This window comes from Micromonospora globosa, assembly GCF_000717585.1.
Lineage (GTDB): Bacteria > Actinomycetota > Actinomycetes > Mycobacteriales > Micromonosporaceae > Micromonospora > Micromonospora aurantiaca.
Map to the genome: position 1 here is coordinate 179368 of NZ_JNZR01000001.1, position 17848 is coordinate 197215.

A 17848-nucleotide genomic window follows, 5' to 3' on the forward strand; every position below is an offset into this window, starting at 1 on the left:
ATGGAGGACGACTACACGCTCACCGACGAGGAACTGGCCGACTTCCACCGCAACGGGTACTTCGGCCCGTTCCCGGTGTACGAGGTCGAGGAGATGCAGCGGCGGTGGCGGCGGGAACGGCTGCGCCTGCTGGACCGCTCGCACGCGGTCTACCAGGACGAGGCCGCGCTCTCCGGGAACACCAACATCTCCAACTACGACCGCCACCTGGACAACGAGTTCCTGGCCGACCACATCTGCCACCCGCGGATCGTCGACCGCGTCGTCAGCGTGCTCGGCCCGGACGTGCAGTGCTGGCGGTCGGAGTTCTTCCCCAAGTACCCGGGCGACGAGGGCACCGACTGGCACCAGGCCGACACGTTCGCCAACGCCTCCGGCAAGCCGCAGATCCTCTGGCCCGGCGACGCGAAGGACTTCGGCGGCACGATCACCGTCTGGACGGCCTTCACCGAGGCCAACGAGGAGACGGGGTGCCTCCAGTTCATCCCGGGCACCCACCGGACGATGTTCTACGACGAGACCAAGCGCATGCACTACGACCCGGCCTCCATCAACAGCACCGACAAGGACGGCGTACGCCGCGGGTTCTTCGGCTACGACTACCGCGAGCTGCAGATCGACCCGGACTGGAAGCCCGACGAGTCCAAGGCGGTGTCGATGGTGATGCGGCCCGGCGAGGCGATCATGTTCTGGTCGACGCTGATGCACGCGTCGCTGCCGCACGCGGGACGCACCGAGGAGATGCGGCTCGGCTTCGCCGGCCGGTACGTGCCGGTGTCGGTGGATGTCTACCCGGACACCGACGTCATCGAGGAGTACGGCGGCGCCGTGTCGCTGGACCGCTGGGGCTCGGTGCTCGTCGCGGGACACAACGGCAACCCGCACAACCGGATGGCGACCGAGACCACGCGCGGCCACCGGTTCACCCGGCGGGACCGCTCCGGGGCGCGGGTGTCACCGGCATGACCGTCTTCGAGGTCGTGAAGGCGAGCCTCGTCGAGGTCGTCCCGGACGTCGACCCGGCGAGCGTCACCGCCGGGCGCACGCTGAGCGACCTCGGCTGCACGAGCATCGACCGGGCCGAGGTCGTGACGCTGGCCATGGAGCGGCTCGGCATCGTGGTGCCGATCTCCGAGTTCCGCGACGTCAACGACCTCGACCGGATCGTCGAGCTGCTGCGGACGCACATGTGAGCACGGTCGCGGTGACCGGCACCGGGATCGTCTGCGCGATCGGTGCGGACGTCCCGTCGTTCACCACGGCGCTGCGGGCGGGCCGCAGCGGTGTCGTCGGCACCGCTGACGGCCTGGCCGCGCCGATCACCGGGTGGTCGTTCGACGACGCGGTGGCCGGCGTGCCCGAGCCGCTGCGCCGCCGGGCGGTCCGGGCCGCGGCGCGCGCGCCGCAGCCGGTGCGGGCCGCCGTCGCGGCGGCGCTCCAGGCGTGGACCGGGGCCGGCCTGCCCGGCGCCCGGATCTCCGGCGACCGGGTCGGGATCGTGGTGGCCGGGCACAACCTGACCGCGCGGTACACGCACGAGCTGTACCGGACCTGGCAGGAACGGCCGGCGTACCTGCCGGCGCGGTTCGCCCTGCACGTCCAGGACACCGACCACGTCGGGACGCTCAGCGAGGTGCTGTCCGCCACCGGCGAGGGTTTCACCGTCGGCGGGGCCTCGGCCAGCGGCAACGTCGGCATCGTGCACGCCGCCCGGCTGGTCGCCGCCGGCGCGGTGGACTGCTGCGTCCTGGTCGGCGCGGTCACCGAGCTGACACCGATGCACCACCGGGGTTTCGCGGTGCTCGGCGCGCTCGCCGAGCCGGGTGGCGACCCGGCCGCCGCCTGCCGGCCGTTCGACCACGACCGGCGCGGCTTCGTCCCCGGCGAGGCCGCCGCGGCGCTGGTGCTGGAACACCCGGCCGCCGCGGCCCGGCGCGGCGCGGCGGTCCTGGCGACGGTGGCCGGGTACGCCCTCGGCCTGGACGCCAACCGGCTCGCCGACCCCGACGCGGCCGGGCAGGCCCGCGTGATCCGGGCCGCCCTGGCCGCCGCGGGGCTGGCCCCGCACGAGGTGGACTACGTCAACGCCCACGCCACCGGTTCCCGGCTGGGCGACGAGACGGAACTCGCGTCGCTGCACGACGTGCTCGGCGCCGCCGCCGGCCGGCCGTGGGTGAACGCCACCAAGGCGCTGACCGGTCACTGCCTCGGCTCGGCCGGGGTGGTCGAGGCCGTCGCCACCGTCGCGCAGCTCACCGGCGGCTTCGTGCACCCCAACCCGAACCTGGCCCGACCGATCGATGCCCGGATCCGGTTCGCCGGCGCCGGGCCCGAGCCCGCCCGGCTGCGGTACGCGCTGTCCACCGGCTTCGGCTTCGGGGGCATCAACACGGCCGTGGTCCTCGCCCGTACCGCCGATGGAGGTTGAACGATCATGTATGACGTCGTCGTCGTCGGGGCCCGCTGCGCGGGCGCGCCGACCGCCATGCTCCTGGCCCGCCAGGGCCGCCGGGTGCTGCTGCTGGACCGCAGCGCCTTCCCGGCCGACAAGCTCTCCACGCTGTACATCCAGCAGCCGGGCGTCGCGCGGCTGGCCCGCTGGGGTCTGCTGGACGCGCTTCGGGCCACCGGCTGCCCGCCGTTGGACCACGTCGTCTACGAGCTGGGTGACGTGCGCGTCGAGGGCTGCTGCAGCGGCATCGACGGCATCCGCGCGGCGTACGCGCCCCGCCGCTCGATCCTGGACCCGCTGCTGGCCGGCGCCGCTGTCGACGCCGGCGCCGAGTTCCGCGACGACTGCCGGGTCACCGGCCTGCTGTGGGAGGACGACCGGGTCGTCGGGGTGCGCACCGACCGCGGCGACGAGCGGGCCGCGCTGGTCGTCGGCGCCGACGGGATGCGCTCCACCGTCGCCGGGCTCACCGGCGCGCCCACGACGACGTCCCACCCGCCGCTGACCTGCGCGTACTACGCGTTCTGGGACGGGCCGAAGACACACTTCGAGATGTACGAGGGCGACACCGGCTGGGTGTCAGCGGTGCCGACGAACGACGGCGCGGTGCTCATCGCCGCCTACTACCCGCAGCAGCGCTTCGACGAGGTCCGGCACGACGCGCGCGCGGCCTACCTCGACAACGTGCGGACCAACGCGCCGCGGCTGTACGAGCAGATGGAGCGCGGCCGGCAGATCGGCGGCGTGCACGGCACGGGTGACCAGCAGAACTTCTTCCGCCGCGCGCACGGCCCGGGCTGGGCGCTCGTCGGCGACGCCGGCCACCACAAGGACTCGCTGACCGCGCGCGGCATCTCCGACGCGTTCATGCAGGCCGACCTGCTCGCCGAGTCGGTGGGCGAGCACCTGGCCGACCGGACACGGCTCGACGCCGCGCTGGCCGACTACGACCGGGAACGCGAGCAGCGGCTGATGGAGAACTACCAGGCGACCCTGCTGGTGGCCCAGGCCGAGGCCCGGGACAAGCGCCGCGCGCTGCTGCGCGCCGTCGGCAGCAGCCCCGAACTGACCACCCGCTACTTCGACGCGGTGGCCGGGATCGTGCCGCTGCGGGAGCTGTACACACCGGAACTGATGGCGCTGATGTCCGCCCCGACGGCCCCCTGACACCGCGCCCTATTGAGCAGACACCCGTGCCGGTGATCGGCGACCGTCAGATCCGCAGACGTCTTGCGATCCGACCTCACCGGCACGACCTTTGTGGAGGAACCATGTCGCCCACCCCTTACGACTCGCCCTTCAATCGCCGCGCGCTGCTCCGGATGGGGCTCGTCGCGGGCGCCGCGGTGGCCGGCGTGCCGCTGCTGTCGGCCTGCGGCGACGACGACGAGCAGCCGTCGCCGGCGGCGGCCGGCGGGGGGTCGCTGGCGGTGCTGAAGGTGGGCGCGCCGAACGCGGTCACCGACGCCGAAGCCGGCAACCCGCTGCTGACCAGCATCGGCGCGACCCTCATCGTCATGCGGCACGTGTACGACTCGCTGATGGTGCTCGACAACGGCGAGTACAAGTACCAGCTCGCCGAGTCGGTGCAGCCGAACGCCGACGGCAGCGTGTGGACGATCAACCTGCGCTCCGGGGTGACGTTCCACGACGGCAAGCCGGTCACCGCGGCCGACGTGGTGCACAGCATCCGTACGCTCGGCGCCAAGCCCAGCAACCGGGCCTCCGTCTACGCCAACGTCGACCTCGCCAAGGTGACAGCCGTCAACGACCGCACCGTCACCGTCCCGCTGCTGACCCCCCGCGGTGACTTCAAGGAAGCCGTCCTCGTCGTCTTCTCGCCGGTCTTCCCGGCCGGCATGACCGAGTTCAGCAAGCCGATCGGCTCGGGCCCGTACCGGCTGGCCGAGCGCAACGGCACCACGACCCGGCTGGTCGCCAACGAGCAGTACTGGGGTGGCAAGCCGAGCGTCGCCGAACTCCAGATCGTCGGCATCCTCGACGCCGGCGCCCGGCTGTCGGCGCTGAAGGCGGGACAGGTCGACTACGCCGTCAGCATCAGCTCCACCGGCGCGAAGACCGAGGCGGCGAACAGCGAGCTCACCGTCGTACGCGGTGGTCCGGCGAACGCCAACGCGCTGTCGTTCGCGATGAACCAGAAGCTCGCGCCGTTCGACGACGTCCGGGTCCGCCAGGCGGTCCGGCTCGCCGTGGACCGGCAGGCGCTCGTCGACAACGCGCTGCTCGGGCTCGGCTCGACGGCCGACGACGTGGTCGGCAAGAGCCTGCCCGGCTACGCCGACCTGCCGGCGCGCGCCCGTGACCTGGAGCAGGCGAAGCGGCTGTTCGCCGAGGCCGGGATCACGAAGCTGACGCTGCGGACCGGCGAGATCGTCCCCGGCATGCTCAACGCCAGCCGGCTGATGGCCCAGCAGCTCAAGGAGGCGGGCGTCGAGCTGACCCTCCAGGAGATCTCGCCCGACGCCTACTACGCCGACCTCATGACGCTGGCCACGCACCCGTTCCAGGCGTTCTACTACGTCAACCGGCCGGCCGCCGTGCACCTGTCGGCGGTGACCCACGGCAAGGCGCCGTTCAACGTCACCGGCACGTCGGCGGCCTACCAGGCGCGGCTGGCCAAGGCCCAGGCGACTGTCGACGACAACGCCCGCGCCGAGGCGTTCAAGGCGTTGCAGGAGGAGTTCTACAAGGAGGGCGGCGACCTGCTGTGGGGCTTCCAGGAGCAGCTGGACGCCGCCCGTAAGGGGATCAGCGGGGTCCGCACGATGCAGTCGGTCCAGCTGTTCGACCGGGCGACCGGGCCGGCGTGACCGCGCTCGGGTTCCTGGCCCGACGGCTGCTGGCGACGGTGGCCACGCTGTTCGCGGTGGCGGTGGTGCTCTTCGCCGGCTCGGAGGTGCTCCCGGGTGACGCCGCGTCGGCGTCACTCGGGCCCGACGCCACCATCGAGGAGGTCGCGCAGCGCCGGGCCGAACTCGGCGTCGACCGGCCCTGGCCGGTGCGGTTCGTCGAGTGGGGGACCGCGGCGCTGCGCCTCGACCTGGGCACCAGCACCTCGATGCACCGGCCGGTGGTGGACGTCGTGGCCGAGCCGCTGGCCGCCACCGGCCTCCTGGTCGGGCTCACCGCGGCGGTGACGGTGCCGCTGGCGATGGGACTGGGGCTGCTCACCGGGCTGCGGCCGGGCGGCCGGGTGGACCGGGCGGTGTCGGCCGTCGCGGTGGTGGCGGTTTCGATCCCGCAGTTCGTCACCGCCGGCCTGCTCGTGCTGGTCTTCGCCGACCTGTGGCCGCTGCTGCCGGCGATCTCGCTGCCGCCGCTGGGCGGCGGACCGCTGGACCGGCCGGAGATCCTGGTGCTGCCGGTGGTCGCGCTGACGCTGTTCGGCGCGGCGTGGGCGAGCCGGATCGTGCGGGCGACTGTCATCGACGCGGACGCGATGCCCCACGTCGAGGCGGCCCGGCTGGCCGGGCTGCCCGAGCGGGTGGTCGTGGCGCGGCACCTGCTGCCCGCGGCGGCGCCGCCGTGCGCGCAGACGTTCGCGTGGCTGCTGTCCGGGCTGTTCGGCGGCACCACAGTGGTCGAGGTGGTCTTCAACTACCCGGGCCTGTCGCAGACGCTCGTGGCGGCGGTCCGCAACCACGACACCGCCGTCCTGGAGGGGGTCGGGCTGCTCCTCGCCGCGATCATCCTCGTCTCGTTCATCGTGGCCGACCTGCTCGTCCTCGCGGTCGACCCCCGGCTGCGGGTGGCCGCCCGATGAGGGCCGCGCGGTGGCTGCTCGCCGGGACGGCCGTGGCCGTGGTGCTGTTGGTGCTGGGCGTGGCGCTGTTCGGCCCGTTGTTCGCCGGCGAGCCGGAGCGGATCGTCGGGTTGCCCTACAGCGCCCCGACGGCCGGCAGCCCGCTGGGCACCGACAGCGCCGGACGGGACGTGCTGGACCGGGTGCTGGCCGGTGGCCGGCCGCTGGTGGCCGTGCCGGTGGTGGCGACGATCCTGGCCACCGTGCTCGGCCTGGTGCTGGGCCTGGTCGGCGGCTACTTCGCCGGGATCACCGATGCCGTGGTGTCCCGGCTGGACTACCTGCTGCTGGGCCTGCCGCCGGTGCTGATCCTGCTGGTGCTGCTGCACGGCTGGGGGTACAGCGCCACCACGATGATCATCGTGGTGGTGCTGACCGGCACGCCGTTCGTCTCCCGGGTCACCAGGGCCGAGACGCTCCGCGCGGTCGAGGACGGGTACGTGGTGGCCGCCTACGCCGGCGGCGACTCGCACCTGTCGGTGATCGTCCGGGAGATCCTGCCGAACATCGTCCGGCCGGTGCTCGCCGACTTCGGCACCCGCCTCGCCATCGCGGTCACGCTGACGGCGGCGGCGGCGTTCCTCGGCTTCGGCTCCAGCGGCCCGAACTGGGGGGCCATGATCAGCCAGAACGTCGAGGGCATCCAGCTCACCCCGTGGGGCGTCGCGGTGCCGGCGATCCTGCTCGGTGTGCTCACCGTCGCCGCGAACCTCGGCATCGACCGGATCGTCGGGCGGGTGCTGCGATGATCGAGATCAGTGGGCTGCGGGTCGAGGACACCGCCGGCCGGGCCGTCCTGGAGAACCTGTCGCTGCGCGTCGCCGAGGGTGAGCGGGTCGCCGTCGTCGGCGAGTCCGGGGCGGGCAAGACGACACTGGCGATGGCCCTCGTCGGCGCGGTACGGCGCGGACTGCGGGTGGCCGGGGGCACGGTCGTGGTCGACGGGCACGACGTGCTGACGGCCTCCGGCGCCGAGGTACGCCGGGTCCGGCGGCGGGTGCTGGCGTACCTTCCGCAGGACCCGCCGTCGGCGCTGAGCCCGACGCTGCGGGTCCGGGCGCAGATCCGGGAACTGGCCGCGGACCGGTCCGACGCGGCCGTGAGCCGAGGGCTGGTCGAGGTGGGCCTGCCGGGCGACCGGGCCTTCCTGCGCCGGTACCCGCACCAGCTCTCGGGCGGCCAGCAGCAACGCCTGGCGCTGGCCCGGCTGCTGGCCGGTGACCCGCGCGGCCTGGTGCTGGACGAGCCGACGACGGGCCTGGACGGGCTGGTGCGCAAGCAGGTGCTCGACCAGCTGGACCGGCTCTCCGCCGACCGCGGGCTGGCGGTCGTGTTCGTCACCCACGACCTCGCCGCGGCCGCCCGGATGACCGATCGCCTGATCGTGCTGCGGGGCGGCGTCGTGGTCGAGGAGGGACCGACAGCGCAGGTGCTCGCCCGCCCGGCCGCCGCGTACACCCGGGACCTGCTCGCCGCGGTGCCGGACCTGCCGGCCGAGATGCGCCGCCGCGCCGCCACGCCGGTGCGGGGGGCGGAGGTCCTGACCGTGTCCGGGCTGACCGTGCCGCGTGGCGGGCGGGTCGTCCTGGACGACGTGTCCCTGCGGTTGCGCGCCGGCGAGGCGCTGGCCCTGCTCGGCACGTCGGGCTGCGGCAAGACGACGCTCGCCCGGGCCGTCGTCGGAACACTGCGCCCCAGCTCGGGCCGGGTGACGCTGTCCGGCGAGGTCCTGGAGCCGACGCTCGGGCGCCGGCCGGTGCACCAGCGACGCCGCATGCAGCTCATCCCGCAGGACTCCGGCGGGTCGCTGAACCCGCGGCGGCCGGTGGGCGCGGCGATCGGCCGGGTGGTCCGCCTGGCCGGTGGGATGACGGCCGAGGCGGTGGCGGCGGAGACCCGCCGGCTGATGGGGCTCGTCGGCCTGCCGGGGGAGCTGGCGTCGCGGCTGCCGCGGGAGCTGTCCGGCGGGCAGCGGCAACGCGTCGCGATCGCCCGCGCGCTCGCCGCCGGGGCCGACGTGCTCGTCTGCGACGAGATCACGTCGAACCTCGACGCCCAGGTGGCGGCCTCGGTCCTGGCCCTGCTCGACTCGCTGCGGCGGACCCTGGGCCTGGCGGTGCTCATCGTGACGCACGACCTCGGTGTGATCGCCCGCAACGCGGACCGGGTCGCCGTGCTCAGCGGCGGGCGGATCGTCGAGGAGGGGACCGTCGAGCAGGTGTTCGGCAACCCGCGCCACGAGGCGAGCAGGATGCTGCTGGACGCCGCGCGGCCCGTCACGGCGGTGGCGGACGTGCCGTGACAGCCCGAGGCGGAGGGCCGCTACCGGCTTCCCGGTAGCGGCCCTCCGCCTCGATCTCAGCGCGTCAGACGAGCTCTTCGAGGAGTTCGTAGTTCAGCGTGAAGGTGTGGCTGCCGTCCTCCAGCTTGCGCATGGTGGCGGTGCCCTGGATGCCGGCGAGCCCCTCGGTGCCGGTCCCCGGCACGATGTGCCACTCGGCGCCGCCCTCCTCGTCGCTCATCAACCCGACGGCCTGGTGCTGGAGCATGAAACTGCCCTTGGAACCGCCGATCGACACCTCGATCACTTCGTGACCGACGTATCCGGCGCCGCCCTTGCCATAGGCGAACAGGAACTGCGCGCGGCTGGTGCCCTCGAGTTCACCGGAATACGTCTTGGTGACCGAGGCCCGCGAGAATTTCATGCCGTCGGGGGTCTCCTGCCACTCGTCTTCGTCCCAGGAGTCGAGCGTAAATGAAGCAGTCGCGGTGCTCACCTTGTCTCATTCCTTCCGTGGTTCTCTTTCAGTCCCAGACCGAGGCACAGAACGGGTGACCGGCCGGGTCGAGGAAGACCCGCCACTTCGCGTCGCCGGGCTGGTCGGCGGGCTTCGTCGCACCCAGGCGCAGCAGCTCGGTCTCGGCCGTCTCGATGTCGTCGACGGCCAGGTCGAGGTGCAGTTGCTGGGGAACCGTCTGCCCGGGCCACTCCGGACGCCGGTAGTTCTCCACCCGCTGCAACGCCACGGCGACGCCGTCACCGTTGCTGAGGAACGCGCCGGACTCCGACTCGTGCACCGGCTCGAGGCCGGCCGCTTCCCGGTAGAAGGCCACCAGCGGGGCGATTTCGGAACAATCCAGTGTTACCGCCGCCAAGCGACCGACAGCCATTCATGTCTCCTGGAGATTTGTCGTCCGATCGAAAGCGTGGCCCGAGCCTAGCAATCCGCCGTCGTCCACGCCACGGTCGCCGGGTGTGTCGCGACCGGCCTGCTCATTAGACGGTTGCGAATGGACAGCAGGCCCCGAAGGTTCGGCAGCATACCGGCTGAACCGTCGGCGGCGCCACCGATACACCAATCGAGTTGCCCTCACTTCGTGCTCACAACAGCGCAGCGTCAGGCGCACTCGTCCGCCACGATTCGCCGGTACCCCAATCACCGGCGTGGAGGAGAACACGGTGGAAGGCTTCGAGATCTTCACCTACGGGGACGCCGTCGCCGACGTCTTCGACGGGACGGGATGGGCCGGCGACCCGGGTGACACCGAGGAGACGATCGAGTGGCTCGCCGAGAACGCCGGCGGCGGGCCCGTGCTCGAACTCGGCGTCGGCACCGGCCGGGTCGCCGTCCCGCTGGCCCGCAGGGGCATCGAGGTGCACGGCATCGACGCGTCGGAGGGGATGCTGACGCAGCTGCGCGACAAACCCGGCGGCGAACTGGTGCACGTGCACGTGCAGGACTTCACCGACTTCACGCTGCCGTACAAGTTCTCGCTGGCGTACGCGGTCTTCGACACGCTGCCGTTCATCACCGACCAGGAGGAGCAGATCCGCTGCTTCCAGAAGGTCGCCGACGTCCTGGAGCCGGGCGGGCGGTTCGTGATCCAGACGTCGATCCCCGACCCGGCGCGGTACGACCGCAACCAGCGCACCCAGACCGTACGGGTGGAGAAGGACCACGTCGTGATGACGTTCACCCGGCGCGAGCGGATCTCCCAGTGCTCGTCGATCCAGTTCGCGGTCCTGCGGCCCGACGGCATCCGGTTCTTCCCGATGCGCATCCGCACCGTCATGCCGTCGGAGATGGACCTGATGGCCCGCCTCGGCGGGCTCACCATGGAGTCGCGCTGGGGTCACTGGGACGGACGACCACTGCGCGACTCCGACGAGCGGCACATCACCGTCTACCGCAAGTAGAGCGGCGGATCGGTGGAGCACAGCCAGACGAGCGCCGGCGGTGCGGGCCGGCGCCTTCGGGTGGTCCTGGTGCAGCAGGGCGTCTGGGACATGCCGCTGGAGTCGCTGCCGCTCGCCTCGGCGTACCTCAAGGCGATGGTGTCCGGCGACGCCGAGCTGAACGACCAGGTGTCGGTGGAGATCTGCAACTTCCGGGGGCGGGTGACGCACGGGGAGATGGCCGCCCGGCTGTTCGCCGGCCCGCTGCCCGACGTGATCGGGTTCTCCGTCTTCGGCTGGAGCCAGCGCGCGTTCGGGGCACTCGCCGCCACCTACAAGCAGCTCAACCCGCAGGGGTGGGTCATCTTCGGCGGCACCCACGTCAGCGCGCAGGCCGACCGCGTGTTCCGGCTCTACCCGGAGATCGACGTGGTGGTCAACGGCGAGGGCGAGCTGACCTTCCTCGACCTGCTCCGCGCCCGGCTGGCCGGCGTGGCCCCCGACGCCCTCGGCGACGTGCAGGGCATCTCCTGGCACCGCGCCGACGGCAGCGTGGTCACCAACCCGGACCGGCCCCGGATCGAGGATCTCGACATCATCCCGTCGCCGTTCCTCACCGGAGCCGTCGAACTGCTCGACGCCGACGGCCGGTTCCGCTACGACGTCGCGCTGTTCGAGACCAACCGCGGCTGCCCGTACAAGTGCTCGTTCTGCTACTGGGGCGGCGCGGTCGGCCAGCGGGTACGCGCGTTCTCCCGGGAACGGCTGCGCGCCGAGCTGGAACTGTTCGCCCGGTGCGGCGTGCACACAGTGGTCGCCTGCGACGCCAACTTCGGCATGCTGCCAATCGACCTGGAACTCGTCGACGACCTCATCGACATCAAGCGGCGGCACGGCTTCCCGCTGGCCTTCGAGAGCTCGTGGGCCAAGAACAAGTCGAAGGTGTTCTACGAGATCGTGCGGCGGATGAAGGAGGCGGGGCTGCGCAGTTCCTTCACCCTGGCCCTCCAGTCGCTCAACCCGGACGCCCTGACCCTGATGCGCCGGCGGAACATGAAGGTCAACGACTGGCGTGACCTGGTGCGGTGGCTCAACCGGGAAGGGCTGGACTGCTACGCCGAGCTGATCTGGGGCGCGCCGGGCGACACCGTCGAGTCGTTCCTGGCCGGGTACGACGAACTCGCCCAGCACGTGTCCCGGATCGCCGTCTACCCGATCATGCTGTTGCCGAACACCGAGTACGCGGAGAACAAGGAGCTGTACGGCATCGTCGCGCTGCGCGGCGACAACGACGACTTCGAGTACGTGCTCGCCCACCGCACCATGACCTTCGCGGACAACGCGGTGATGCAGCGATTCCTGTTCTGGGCCCGGGTGATGGCCGAGAACGCGGTCCTGCGTCACTGCTGGCTGCCGCTGCGGCGGCTCGCCGGGTGGGAGCAGTCCCGGGTCCTCAACAGCCTCGCCGACTGGGCGGACACCACCACGGCGCGGGAGGCGATCCCGTTGCGGGAGGCCGCGATGCGGGGTCACGGCGGCGGCGCGCCGGCGTACGCGGCCGCCATCGGCTACCTCTTCACCGAGGCGGATGGGCGGCGGGCGCTGGAGCTGTGGTGGCAGGAGGTGGTCTCGCGGCAGCTCGCGGCCGACGTCCGCCCGTTCCTCGACGAGGTGTACCGCTACGACCTGCTGACCCAGCCGGTCTGCGAGCCGGACGGACTCGCCGTCGTCGAGATCGGCGGCGTCGAGTACTTCCACCGCCCGGACGTGACCCTGGCCTACGACGTGCCGGGCGTCCTCGCGCGGATGCGCGCCGACGAGCCGGTCTCGCTGGAGCCGGAACCGATCCGCGTCGACATCTACTACCGCACCGGCGCCATGACCGCGGTCATGTCGACGAACCACGAGGAGATCCTGCACTTCATGGGGGAGGTGCGCAGAGCAGGCACCCCGCTCACAGTCCCCTGACCGATCGCCGGTGTCCGGAGTGGACCGGCGCTGCCATACTCGGCCCGATGGGGTCGTCGTCGAGGTGACTGTGCAGTTCCGGGTGCTGGGTCCGCCGGAGGTCGTCCGGCACGGGCGGGTGGTGCCCCTCGGCGGGCCGAAGCAGCAGGCGCTGCTGGCTCTGTTCCTGCTGCGGCCGAACCGGTTCGTCGCCGCCGACTGGCTGGTCGACGCGCTCTGGGACGCACGACCGCCGGCCAGCGCCCGGACGACGCTGCGCACGTACGTCGCCGGGCTGCGCCGGGCCGTGGAACCCCAACGGTCCCACCGCGAGCCGGCGCGCGTCCTGCGCAGCCACCCCGGGGGGTACGAGCTGCGGGTCGACGCCGACGCGGTGGACGCGATCCGGTTCGCCGGCCTGGTGGACCGGGCTGCGGACGCGCTCGCGGCCGGGCAGGCGGCGGCCGCCGAGCGGACGTACACCGAGGCGCTGGCGTTGTGGCGCGGCGAGCCGCTGGCGGGCGTGGCCGACCTGACCGCGGTGCGTCCGGAGGCGGCCCGGCTGGCCGAGCTGCGGCTGAGCGCCGAGGAGGGGCGGCTGACAGCCGCCGTCGCCGCGGGCCGGCACGCGACGCTGCTGCCGGAACTGCGCCGGTTCGTCTCGGCGCACCCGCTGCGCGAGGGCGCCCGGGCGCAGCTGATGCTGGCCCTGTACCGCTCGGGGCGGCAGACCGAGGCGCTCGCCGTCTTCGACGAGGGCCGCCGGATCCTGGCCGGCGAGTACGGGATCGACCCCGGCGAGCAGACCCGCGCGGTGCACCGGCTGATCCTGGAGCAGGCCGTACCGCCTGATCGGAGCAGTCCCGCGGACACCGGCGGCCCGGCGACCGCCGGGGCGGCGCCGGAGCGGGACGGCGGACCGCTCGTGGGCCGGGACGCGGAACTGGAACGGCTGCGGGGCACGCTGGACGCGGCCACGGGGCAGAGCGGGCGCGTGCTGACGCTGGTGGGGGAGGCCGGCATCGGCAAGACCAGCCTCGCCGCGGCACTCGGCGCCCGCGCCGCCGCGACCGGCGTCCCCGTGGTCTGGGGCCGCTGTCCGGACGTCGGGCAGGCGCCGCCGTTCTGGCTGTGGAGCCAGGTGGTACGCGCGCTGGTGGCGATGCCGCAGACCCGCGCCACCGGCTCGGCGAGCCGCCTGGACGGGTTCGCCGCCGGCGCGCCGAGCGGACCGGCCGACGGTCGCGGTCTCGACCCCACGGCCCGGTTCCAGGTGTACGAGGCGGTGTCGGAACTGGTGCACGCGGCGGCCCGGGAGCGCGGCCTGCTCGTCGTCCTCGACGACCTGCACGCCGCCGACCCGGACTCGCTGCTGTTGCTGCGGTTCCTCGCCACCGCCCTGCCCGCGTCCCGGGCGCTGGTGGTCGCCACGCTGCGGCCGTACGGCGACGACCCGGCCCTGGTGGCGACGGTCGCCGAGCTGGCGCGCGGGGGCGGCTTCGGTCAGGTCCGGCTCGCCGGGCTGGACGCCGCGGCGGTCGCCGACCTGGTCCGGGGCCGCACCGGCGTGGCGCCGCCGGAGCCGGTGGTGACCCGGCTCGTCACCCGGACCGGCGGGAACCCGTTCTTCCTCACCGAGCTGCTGCGGTCCCGGACCGATCCGGGCGCCGCAGCGGAGCTGCCGCCGAGCATCCGGGACACCGTGCGGCTGCGGCTCGCCGGACTGCCCGGCCCCGCCCGGCGCTGCCTCGACCTGCTCAGCGTGGCCGGGCACGACCTGGACCTGGCGGTGCTGGCGGCGGCACTGGACAGCACCGCCGAGACCGTCGCCGAGGACCTCGCCCCGGCCTATCCGGCCGCGCTGGTGGTCGAGACCGGACCGGGCGCGCTCGCGTTCCGCCACCCGCTGATCGCCGAGGTCACCTACGCCGAGCTGGTCCCGCCGCGCCGGGCCGCGCTGCACGCCCGGCTGGCCGCCGCGTACGAGCGGACGGCCGGCACCGCGCCGGCCGAGCTGGCCCACCACTACGGGGAGGCGGTCGGTCTGGGCCACGGCGAGGACCACCTGCGGTGGTCGCTGCGCGCCGCCGACGACGCCACCCGCCGGGTCGCCTACGAGGACGCGCTCGGCCACCTCGAACGCGCCGCGCTCCGGCTGGCCCCGGCCGCGCGGGTCTCGCCCGACGCGGCGGCCACCGAGCTGACCGTCCAGTTGCACCGCGCGTCCCTGCTCCAGATGACGGTGGGCGTCGGCAGCGACGCGGTCGACCGGGTCTGCGCCCGCGCCCGAGAGCTGCTGACGCTCGTCGGGCCGGACGCCGACATCCGCCACGCGCTCTGGGCGCTCGGCGAACTCGCCGCCAACCGGGCCGAGTTCGCGATCTGCGCCGACCTCGCCGGGCGGCTCGTACGGGCGCCCGACGACGGCAGCGGGCTGACCGCCGTCGCAGGTGAGTACCTGCTGGGCGCGGTCGCCTACTTCACCGGCCGGCAGGCCGAGAGCGAGCGGCGGCTCACCGCCGGGATCGAGCGGCTGGGTACCGTCGACCGGGCGCTGCTGCGCCGCGAGGTGGGCCGGCGTCCGGTGCTGGCCTGCCACAACTTCCGGGCGCTCGTGCGCTCGATGCGCGGCGACCCGGCCGGCGCGCGGGCCGACATCGCCGCCGCCGAGGCCCTCGCCGAGGACCTCGACGACCCGTACGGCCGGGCCAACGCGGCGCTCTACGCCGCCTGGCTGGCGATGCAGGAGCACGACGTCGCCGCGGCCGACGCGGCGGGGCGACGGTGCCGGGACATCGGCCGCGCCACCGGCCTGCCGCACATGACCGCGACCGGCGCGTACTTCCTGGAGTGGGCCGCCGCGCGCGGCGGCGACCACGGCCGGCTCGACGCGATGCGCGCCGCCGCCGAGGAGTTCTACCGTCCCGGACTGCGGTCCACCCGGACCATCACGCTCTGCGCGATGGCCGAGGCGTACCTGACCGGCGGCCGTCCGGACACCGCGGCGACACTGGCCGAGGAGGCGCTGGCAGTGGCGGACCGGGTGGGCGAGCGCGTCTTCGTCGCGGAGTTGCACCGGATCCGCGGCGCGGCCCGGCGCGACCGCGCGGAGTGGGACCTCGGCGCGCGGATCGCCGCCGAACAGGGCGCCGGGCTGCTGCTGCCCCGGTTCGCCGTCTTCTGACCGGCGTGGAATCCCGCCTCCACGCCGCCTCCACACACTTTCCACAGCCGTTCCACGCCCGGCTGGTGCCCTGGTCGGTGTCGGGTAGGACGGCCGGAGCCGTCCGGGACCATGTTCCGAAGGGGCACCACCATGGGATCAGCTCAGCCGCCGGCTCACCAGGAGGTCCAGGAGGTCGAGGTCGCCGTCGTCGGCTGCGGGCCGGTGGGTGCGCTCACCGCCAACCTGCTCGGCGCCCGCGGTGTCACCACGCTGGTCGTGGAGCGCAGTGCCACGCCGCACGGTCAGCCGCGGGCCTTCTCCTGTGACGACGAGGCGCTGCGCATCTACCAGCAGGCCGGGCTGCTCGACGAGGTACGCGACGAGACGATCGCGCCGCCGCTGGTCGAGTACGTCAACGGCGCGGGCCGGGTCTTCGCCCGGATGAAGCTGTCCGAGACGGACTTCGGGTACGGGCACGCGCCGCTGCGCTTCTTCGACCAGCCGCGACTGGAACGGACGCTGCGCGCCGGGCTGGACCGCTTCCCGCACGTCCGGCTCGCGCTCGGCACCGAGCTGGTCGGCCTGACCCAGGACGAGGACGGCGTGACGGTGCTCCTGTCCGACGTGGTCACCGGGCAGCGGCGGGCGGTCCGCGCCCGGTACGTGCTCGGCTGCGACGGCGCCCGCAGCGCCACCCGCGCCGCCGTCCGGATCCCGCTGTCCGGGGCGAGCTACGCCGAGCCGTGGCTCGCGGTCTCCGGCGACGTGCCGCCCGACGCCGTGCGGGTGGCCGACACCACGTTCGTGTGCGACTGGCGGCGCCCGGCGTTCGTCTCTCCCGGCGCGGCCGGCAGCTACCGGATGGAGTTCATGCTGCGCCCGGGCGAGACCGAGGACGAGGTGCAGCGGCCGGAGACCGTCGCCGCGCTCGTCTCGCCGTACGTCGACCCGGACCGGTTCGCCGTCACCCGGGCGGTCGTCTACACCTTCCACCACCTCGTCGCGCAGCGGTGGCGGGAGGGACGGGTGTTCCTGCTCGGCGACGCGGCCCACCAGATGCCCCCGTTCATGGGCCAGGGCCTGTGCAGCGGCCTGCGCGACGCGGCGAACCTGTCGTGGAAGCTGTCGCTGGTGCTGTCCGGTGCCGCCGATCCCGCGGTGCTCGACACGTACGAGACCGAGCGGCGCCCGCACACGGTGGAGATGGCACAGACGAGCGTCCGGCTGGGACGCGTCTTCCTGGCCCGCAACCGGATCTCCGCCTGGCTGCGTGACACCGCGCTGCGTGCGGTCCAGACGGTTCCCCGGGTACGGCGGTTCGTGGAGCGCTTCGAGTTCAAGCCGGTGCCGGCGTACCGGCGGGGCCTGATGACCGGCGGGCGGCGAGACGGCGTGGTCGGGACCATGTTCCCCCAGCCGCGGGTCCTCATCCCGGGTGCGCCCGGCGAGCGCCTGCTCGACGAGGCGCTCGGCGACGGCTTCGTCGTGCTGGGTCGCGCCGGTGTGGACGACCCGCCCGGCGCGTGGTGGCAGGGGTTGCCGGTGCGGTTCGTCGCGGTCCACCCGTCCGGCACGCCGCTCGCCGGCCTGCCGGACCCGCTCGCCGGCCCGCCGGAGTCGTCCGCGGACGGCCGTCCGGACCGGATCGACGTCGTGGACGCCGACGGGGTGCTCGGCGGGTGGCTGCGGCGGCACGGCGCCGACCTGGTGGTGCTGCGGCCGGACCGGTTCGTGTTCGCGCTGGCGACGGCCGGCGGGATCGAGCAGGCCGCACGGGACCTGTCGGCCGCCCTCGGTGCGCCGCCGGACGGCGGCCGGAACCGGGCGGCCGGCCCGGGACTCGCGACGGCGCCGGCAGTGCCCTCGTCGTCGTGACCGCCCTCGTCGGCAGCCGGGCCGATCTCCCACGCCCGCCGTCGCGGCGTGCCGACGTGCGGCCCCGGCCGTGGCGGTCCGCCGGCCGGCGGTGCCGAGCCGGCTCGGCGTCCACCGCCGCGCGCAATCGTCTTCCCGACTCGGCCGCCCGATGTGGCCGGACGGGCAGGGGGTTGTCTTGCGCGCGGGCAGAAAGATCCGGCACGCCGTTGCGCCGCCCTGGACCGCCGACCCTGTAGCCGGACGTCCCCCGGGGACGAGACTCGTACCGGACCGGCGGTGCCCCGCGTGCGGCACCCGGCCCGGGCCGGCTGTCTCCCGGTCGACCCGATCGAGACTTCCCACTCTCCTACGACGATCGTGCGCCGCCGTCCGGCCTCGCGCCGGACGGTCGTGCGCGCGGAAAGG

At 73.7% G+C, this 17848-nt stretch carries 14 protein-coding genes; 12 read left to right on the forward strand and 2 right to left on the reverse strand.

The window, feature by feature from the left end; translation table 11 throughout:
• The 8 genes from IF06_RS0100670 to IF06_RS0100705 all read left to right on the forward strand — a co-directional run bounded on the left by IF06_RS0100670 (position 1) and on the right by IF06_RS0100705 (position 8577).
• A complete protein-coding gene (locus IF06_RS0100670) occupies positions 1-966 on the forward strand; it encodes a chlorinating enzyme (protein ID WP_013476310.1) in 966 nt (321 codons plus the stop codon).
• Entirely contained in the window at positions 963-1193 is a 231-nt protein-coding gene (locus tag IF06_RS0100675; protein ID WP_013287026.1) for a phosphopantetheine-binding protein, read from the forward strand. Before IF06_RS0100670 ends, IF06_RS0100675 begins: the two co-directional genes overlap by 4 nt.
• Positions 1190-2428 carry a beta-ketoacyl synthase N-terminal-like domain-containing protein gene (locus IF06_RS0100680; RefSeq protein WP_030268237.1) on the forward strand — a complete coding sequence of 413 codons (1239 nt, stop codon included), beginning with the start codon at positions 1190-1192 and terminating at the stop codon, positions 2426-2428. The genes IF06_RS0100675 and IF06_RS0100680 overlap by 4 nt, the downstream gene beginning before the upstream one ends.
• Positions 2429-2434: 6 nt before the next feature.
• Positions 2435-3619, forward strand: a complete 1185-nt coding sequence (locus IF06_RS0100685; RefSeq protein WP_030268239.1) for an NAD(P)/FAD-dependent oxidoreductase — start codon at positions 2435-2437, stop codon at positions 3617-3619.
• Positions 3620-3723: 104 nt separating this feature from the next.
• Positions 3724-5283 carry an ABC transporter substrate-binding protein gene (locus tag IF06_RS0100690; protein ID WP_013476312.1) on the forward strand — a complete coding sequence of 520 codons (1560 nt, stop codon included), beginning with the start codon at positions 3724-3726 and terminating at the stop codon, positions 5281-5283.
• Positions 5280-6236: an ABC transporter permease gene (locus IF06_RS0100695; protein ID WP_013287022.1), complete on the forward strand. Its 957-nt coding sequence runs from the start codon at positions 5280-5282 to the stop codon at positions 6234-6236. Before IF06_RS0100690 ends, IF06_RS0100695 begins: the two co-directional genes overlap by 4 nt.
• The gene (locus IF06_RS0100700) at positions 6233-7024 is read left to right on the forward strand and encodes an ABC transporter permease (protein ID WP_013287021.1); all 792 of its coding nucleotides are present in this window, start codon (positions 6233-6235) and stop codon (positions 7022-7024) included. The genes IF06_RS0100695 and IF06_RS0100700 overlap by 4 nt, the downstream gene beginning before the upstream one ends.
• Positions 7021-8577, forward strand: coding sequence for an ABC transporter ATP-binding protein (locus tag IF06_RS0100705; protein ID WP_030268242.1), 1557 nt, complete (start codon positions 7021-7023; stop codon positions 8575-8577). Before IF06_RS0100700 ends, IF06_RS0100705 begins: the two co-directional genes overlap by 4 nt.
• A 64-nt stretch (positions 8578-8641) precedes the next feature.
• On the opposite strand, the gene IF06_RS0100710 is transcribed toward IF06_RS0100705, so the two are convergent.
• Entirely contained in the window at positions 8642-9052 is a 411-nt protein-coding gene (locus IF06_RS0100710; protein WP_030268244.1) for a DUF3224 domain-containing protein, read from the reverse strand.
• A 28-nt stretch (positions 9053-9080) separates the two neighbouring features.
• Complete coding sequence (locus IF06_RS0100715; RefSeq protein WP_013287018.1) at positions 9081-9446, reverse strand: VOC family protein; 366 nt, start codon at positions 9444-9446, stop codon at positions 9081-9083.
• A gap of 289 nt (positions 9447-9735) precedes the next feature.
• On the opposite strand from IF06_RS0100715, the gene IF06_RS0100720 reads away from it, so the two are divergent.
• The 4 genes from IF06_RS0100720 (at position 9736) to IF06_RS0100735 (ending at position 17440) form a co-directional block, all read left to right on the forward strand.
• Positions 9736-10473, forward strand: a complete 738-nt coding sequence (locus IF06_RS0100720) for a class I SAM-dependent DNA methyltransferase (protein WP_013287017.1) — start codon at positions 9736-9738, stop codon at positions 10471-10473.
• 12 nt (positions 10474-10485) lie between these two features.
• A complete protein-coding gene (locus tag IF06_RS0100725; protein WP_030268246.1) occupies positions 10486-12420 on the forward strand; it encodes a KedN5 family methylcobalamin-dependent radical SAM C-methyltransferase in 1935 nt (644 codons plus the stop codon).
• Positions 12421-12484: 64 nt separating this feature from the next.
• A complete protein-coding gene (locus IF06_RS0100730) occupies positions 12485-15583 on the forward strand; it encodes a BTAD domain-containing putative transcriptional regulator (RefSeq protein WP_232236578.1) in 3099 nt (1032 codons plus the stop codon).
• A 132-nt stretch (positions 15584-15715) separates the two neighbouring features.
• Positions 15716-17440, forward strand: a complete 1725-nt coding sequence (locus IF06_RS0100735) for a bifunctional 3-(3-hydroxy-phenyl)propionate/3-hydroxycinnamic acid hydroxylase (protein ID WP_230650055.1) — start codon at positions 15716-15718, stop codon at positions 17438-17440.
• Positions 17441-17848: the final 408 nt, after the last annotated feature.

Bases quoted from the DNA above. Each gene is read 5' to 3' on its own strand.
- IF06_RS0100670 (WP_013476310.1), top strand. From the start codon at position 1: ATGGAGGACGACTACACGCTCACCGACGAGGAACTGGCCGACTTCCAC.
- IF06_RS0100675 (WP_013287026.1), top strand. From the start codon at position 963: ATGACCGTCTTCGAGGTCGTGAAGGCGAGCCTCGTCGAGGTCGTCCCG.
- IF06_RS0100685 (WP_030268239.1), top strand. From the start codon at position 2,435: ATGTATGACGTCGTCGTCGTCGGGGCCCGCTGCGCGGGCGCGCCGACC.
- IF06_RS0100690 (WP_013476312.1), top strand. From the start codon at position 3,724: ATGTCGCCCACCCCTTACGACTCGCCCTTCAATCGCCGCGCGCTGCTC.
- IF06_RS0100700 (WP_013287021.1), top strand. From the start codon at position 6,233: ATGAGGGCCGCGCGGTGGCTGCTCGCCGGGACGGCCGTGGCCGTGGTG.
- IF06_RS0100705 (WP_030268242.1), top strand. From the start codon at position 7,021: ATGATCGAGATCAGTGGGCTGCGGGTCGAGGACACCGCCGGCCGGGCC.
- IF06_RS0100715 (WP_013287018.1), bottom strand. From the start codon at position 9,446: ATGGCTGTCGGTCGCTTGGCGGCGGTAACACTGGATTGTTCCGAAATC.
- IF06_RS0100735 (WP_230650055.1), top strand. From the start codon at position 15,716: ATGGGATCAGCTCAGCCGCCGGCTCACCAGGAGGTCCAGGAGGTCGAG.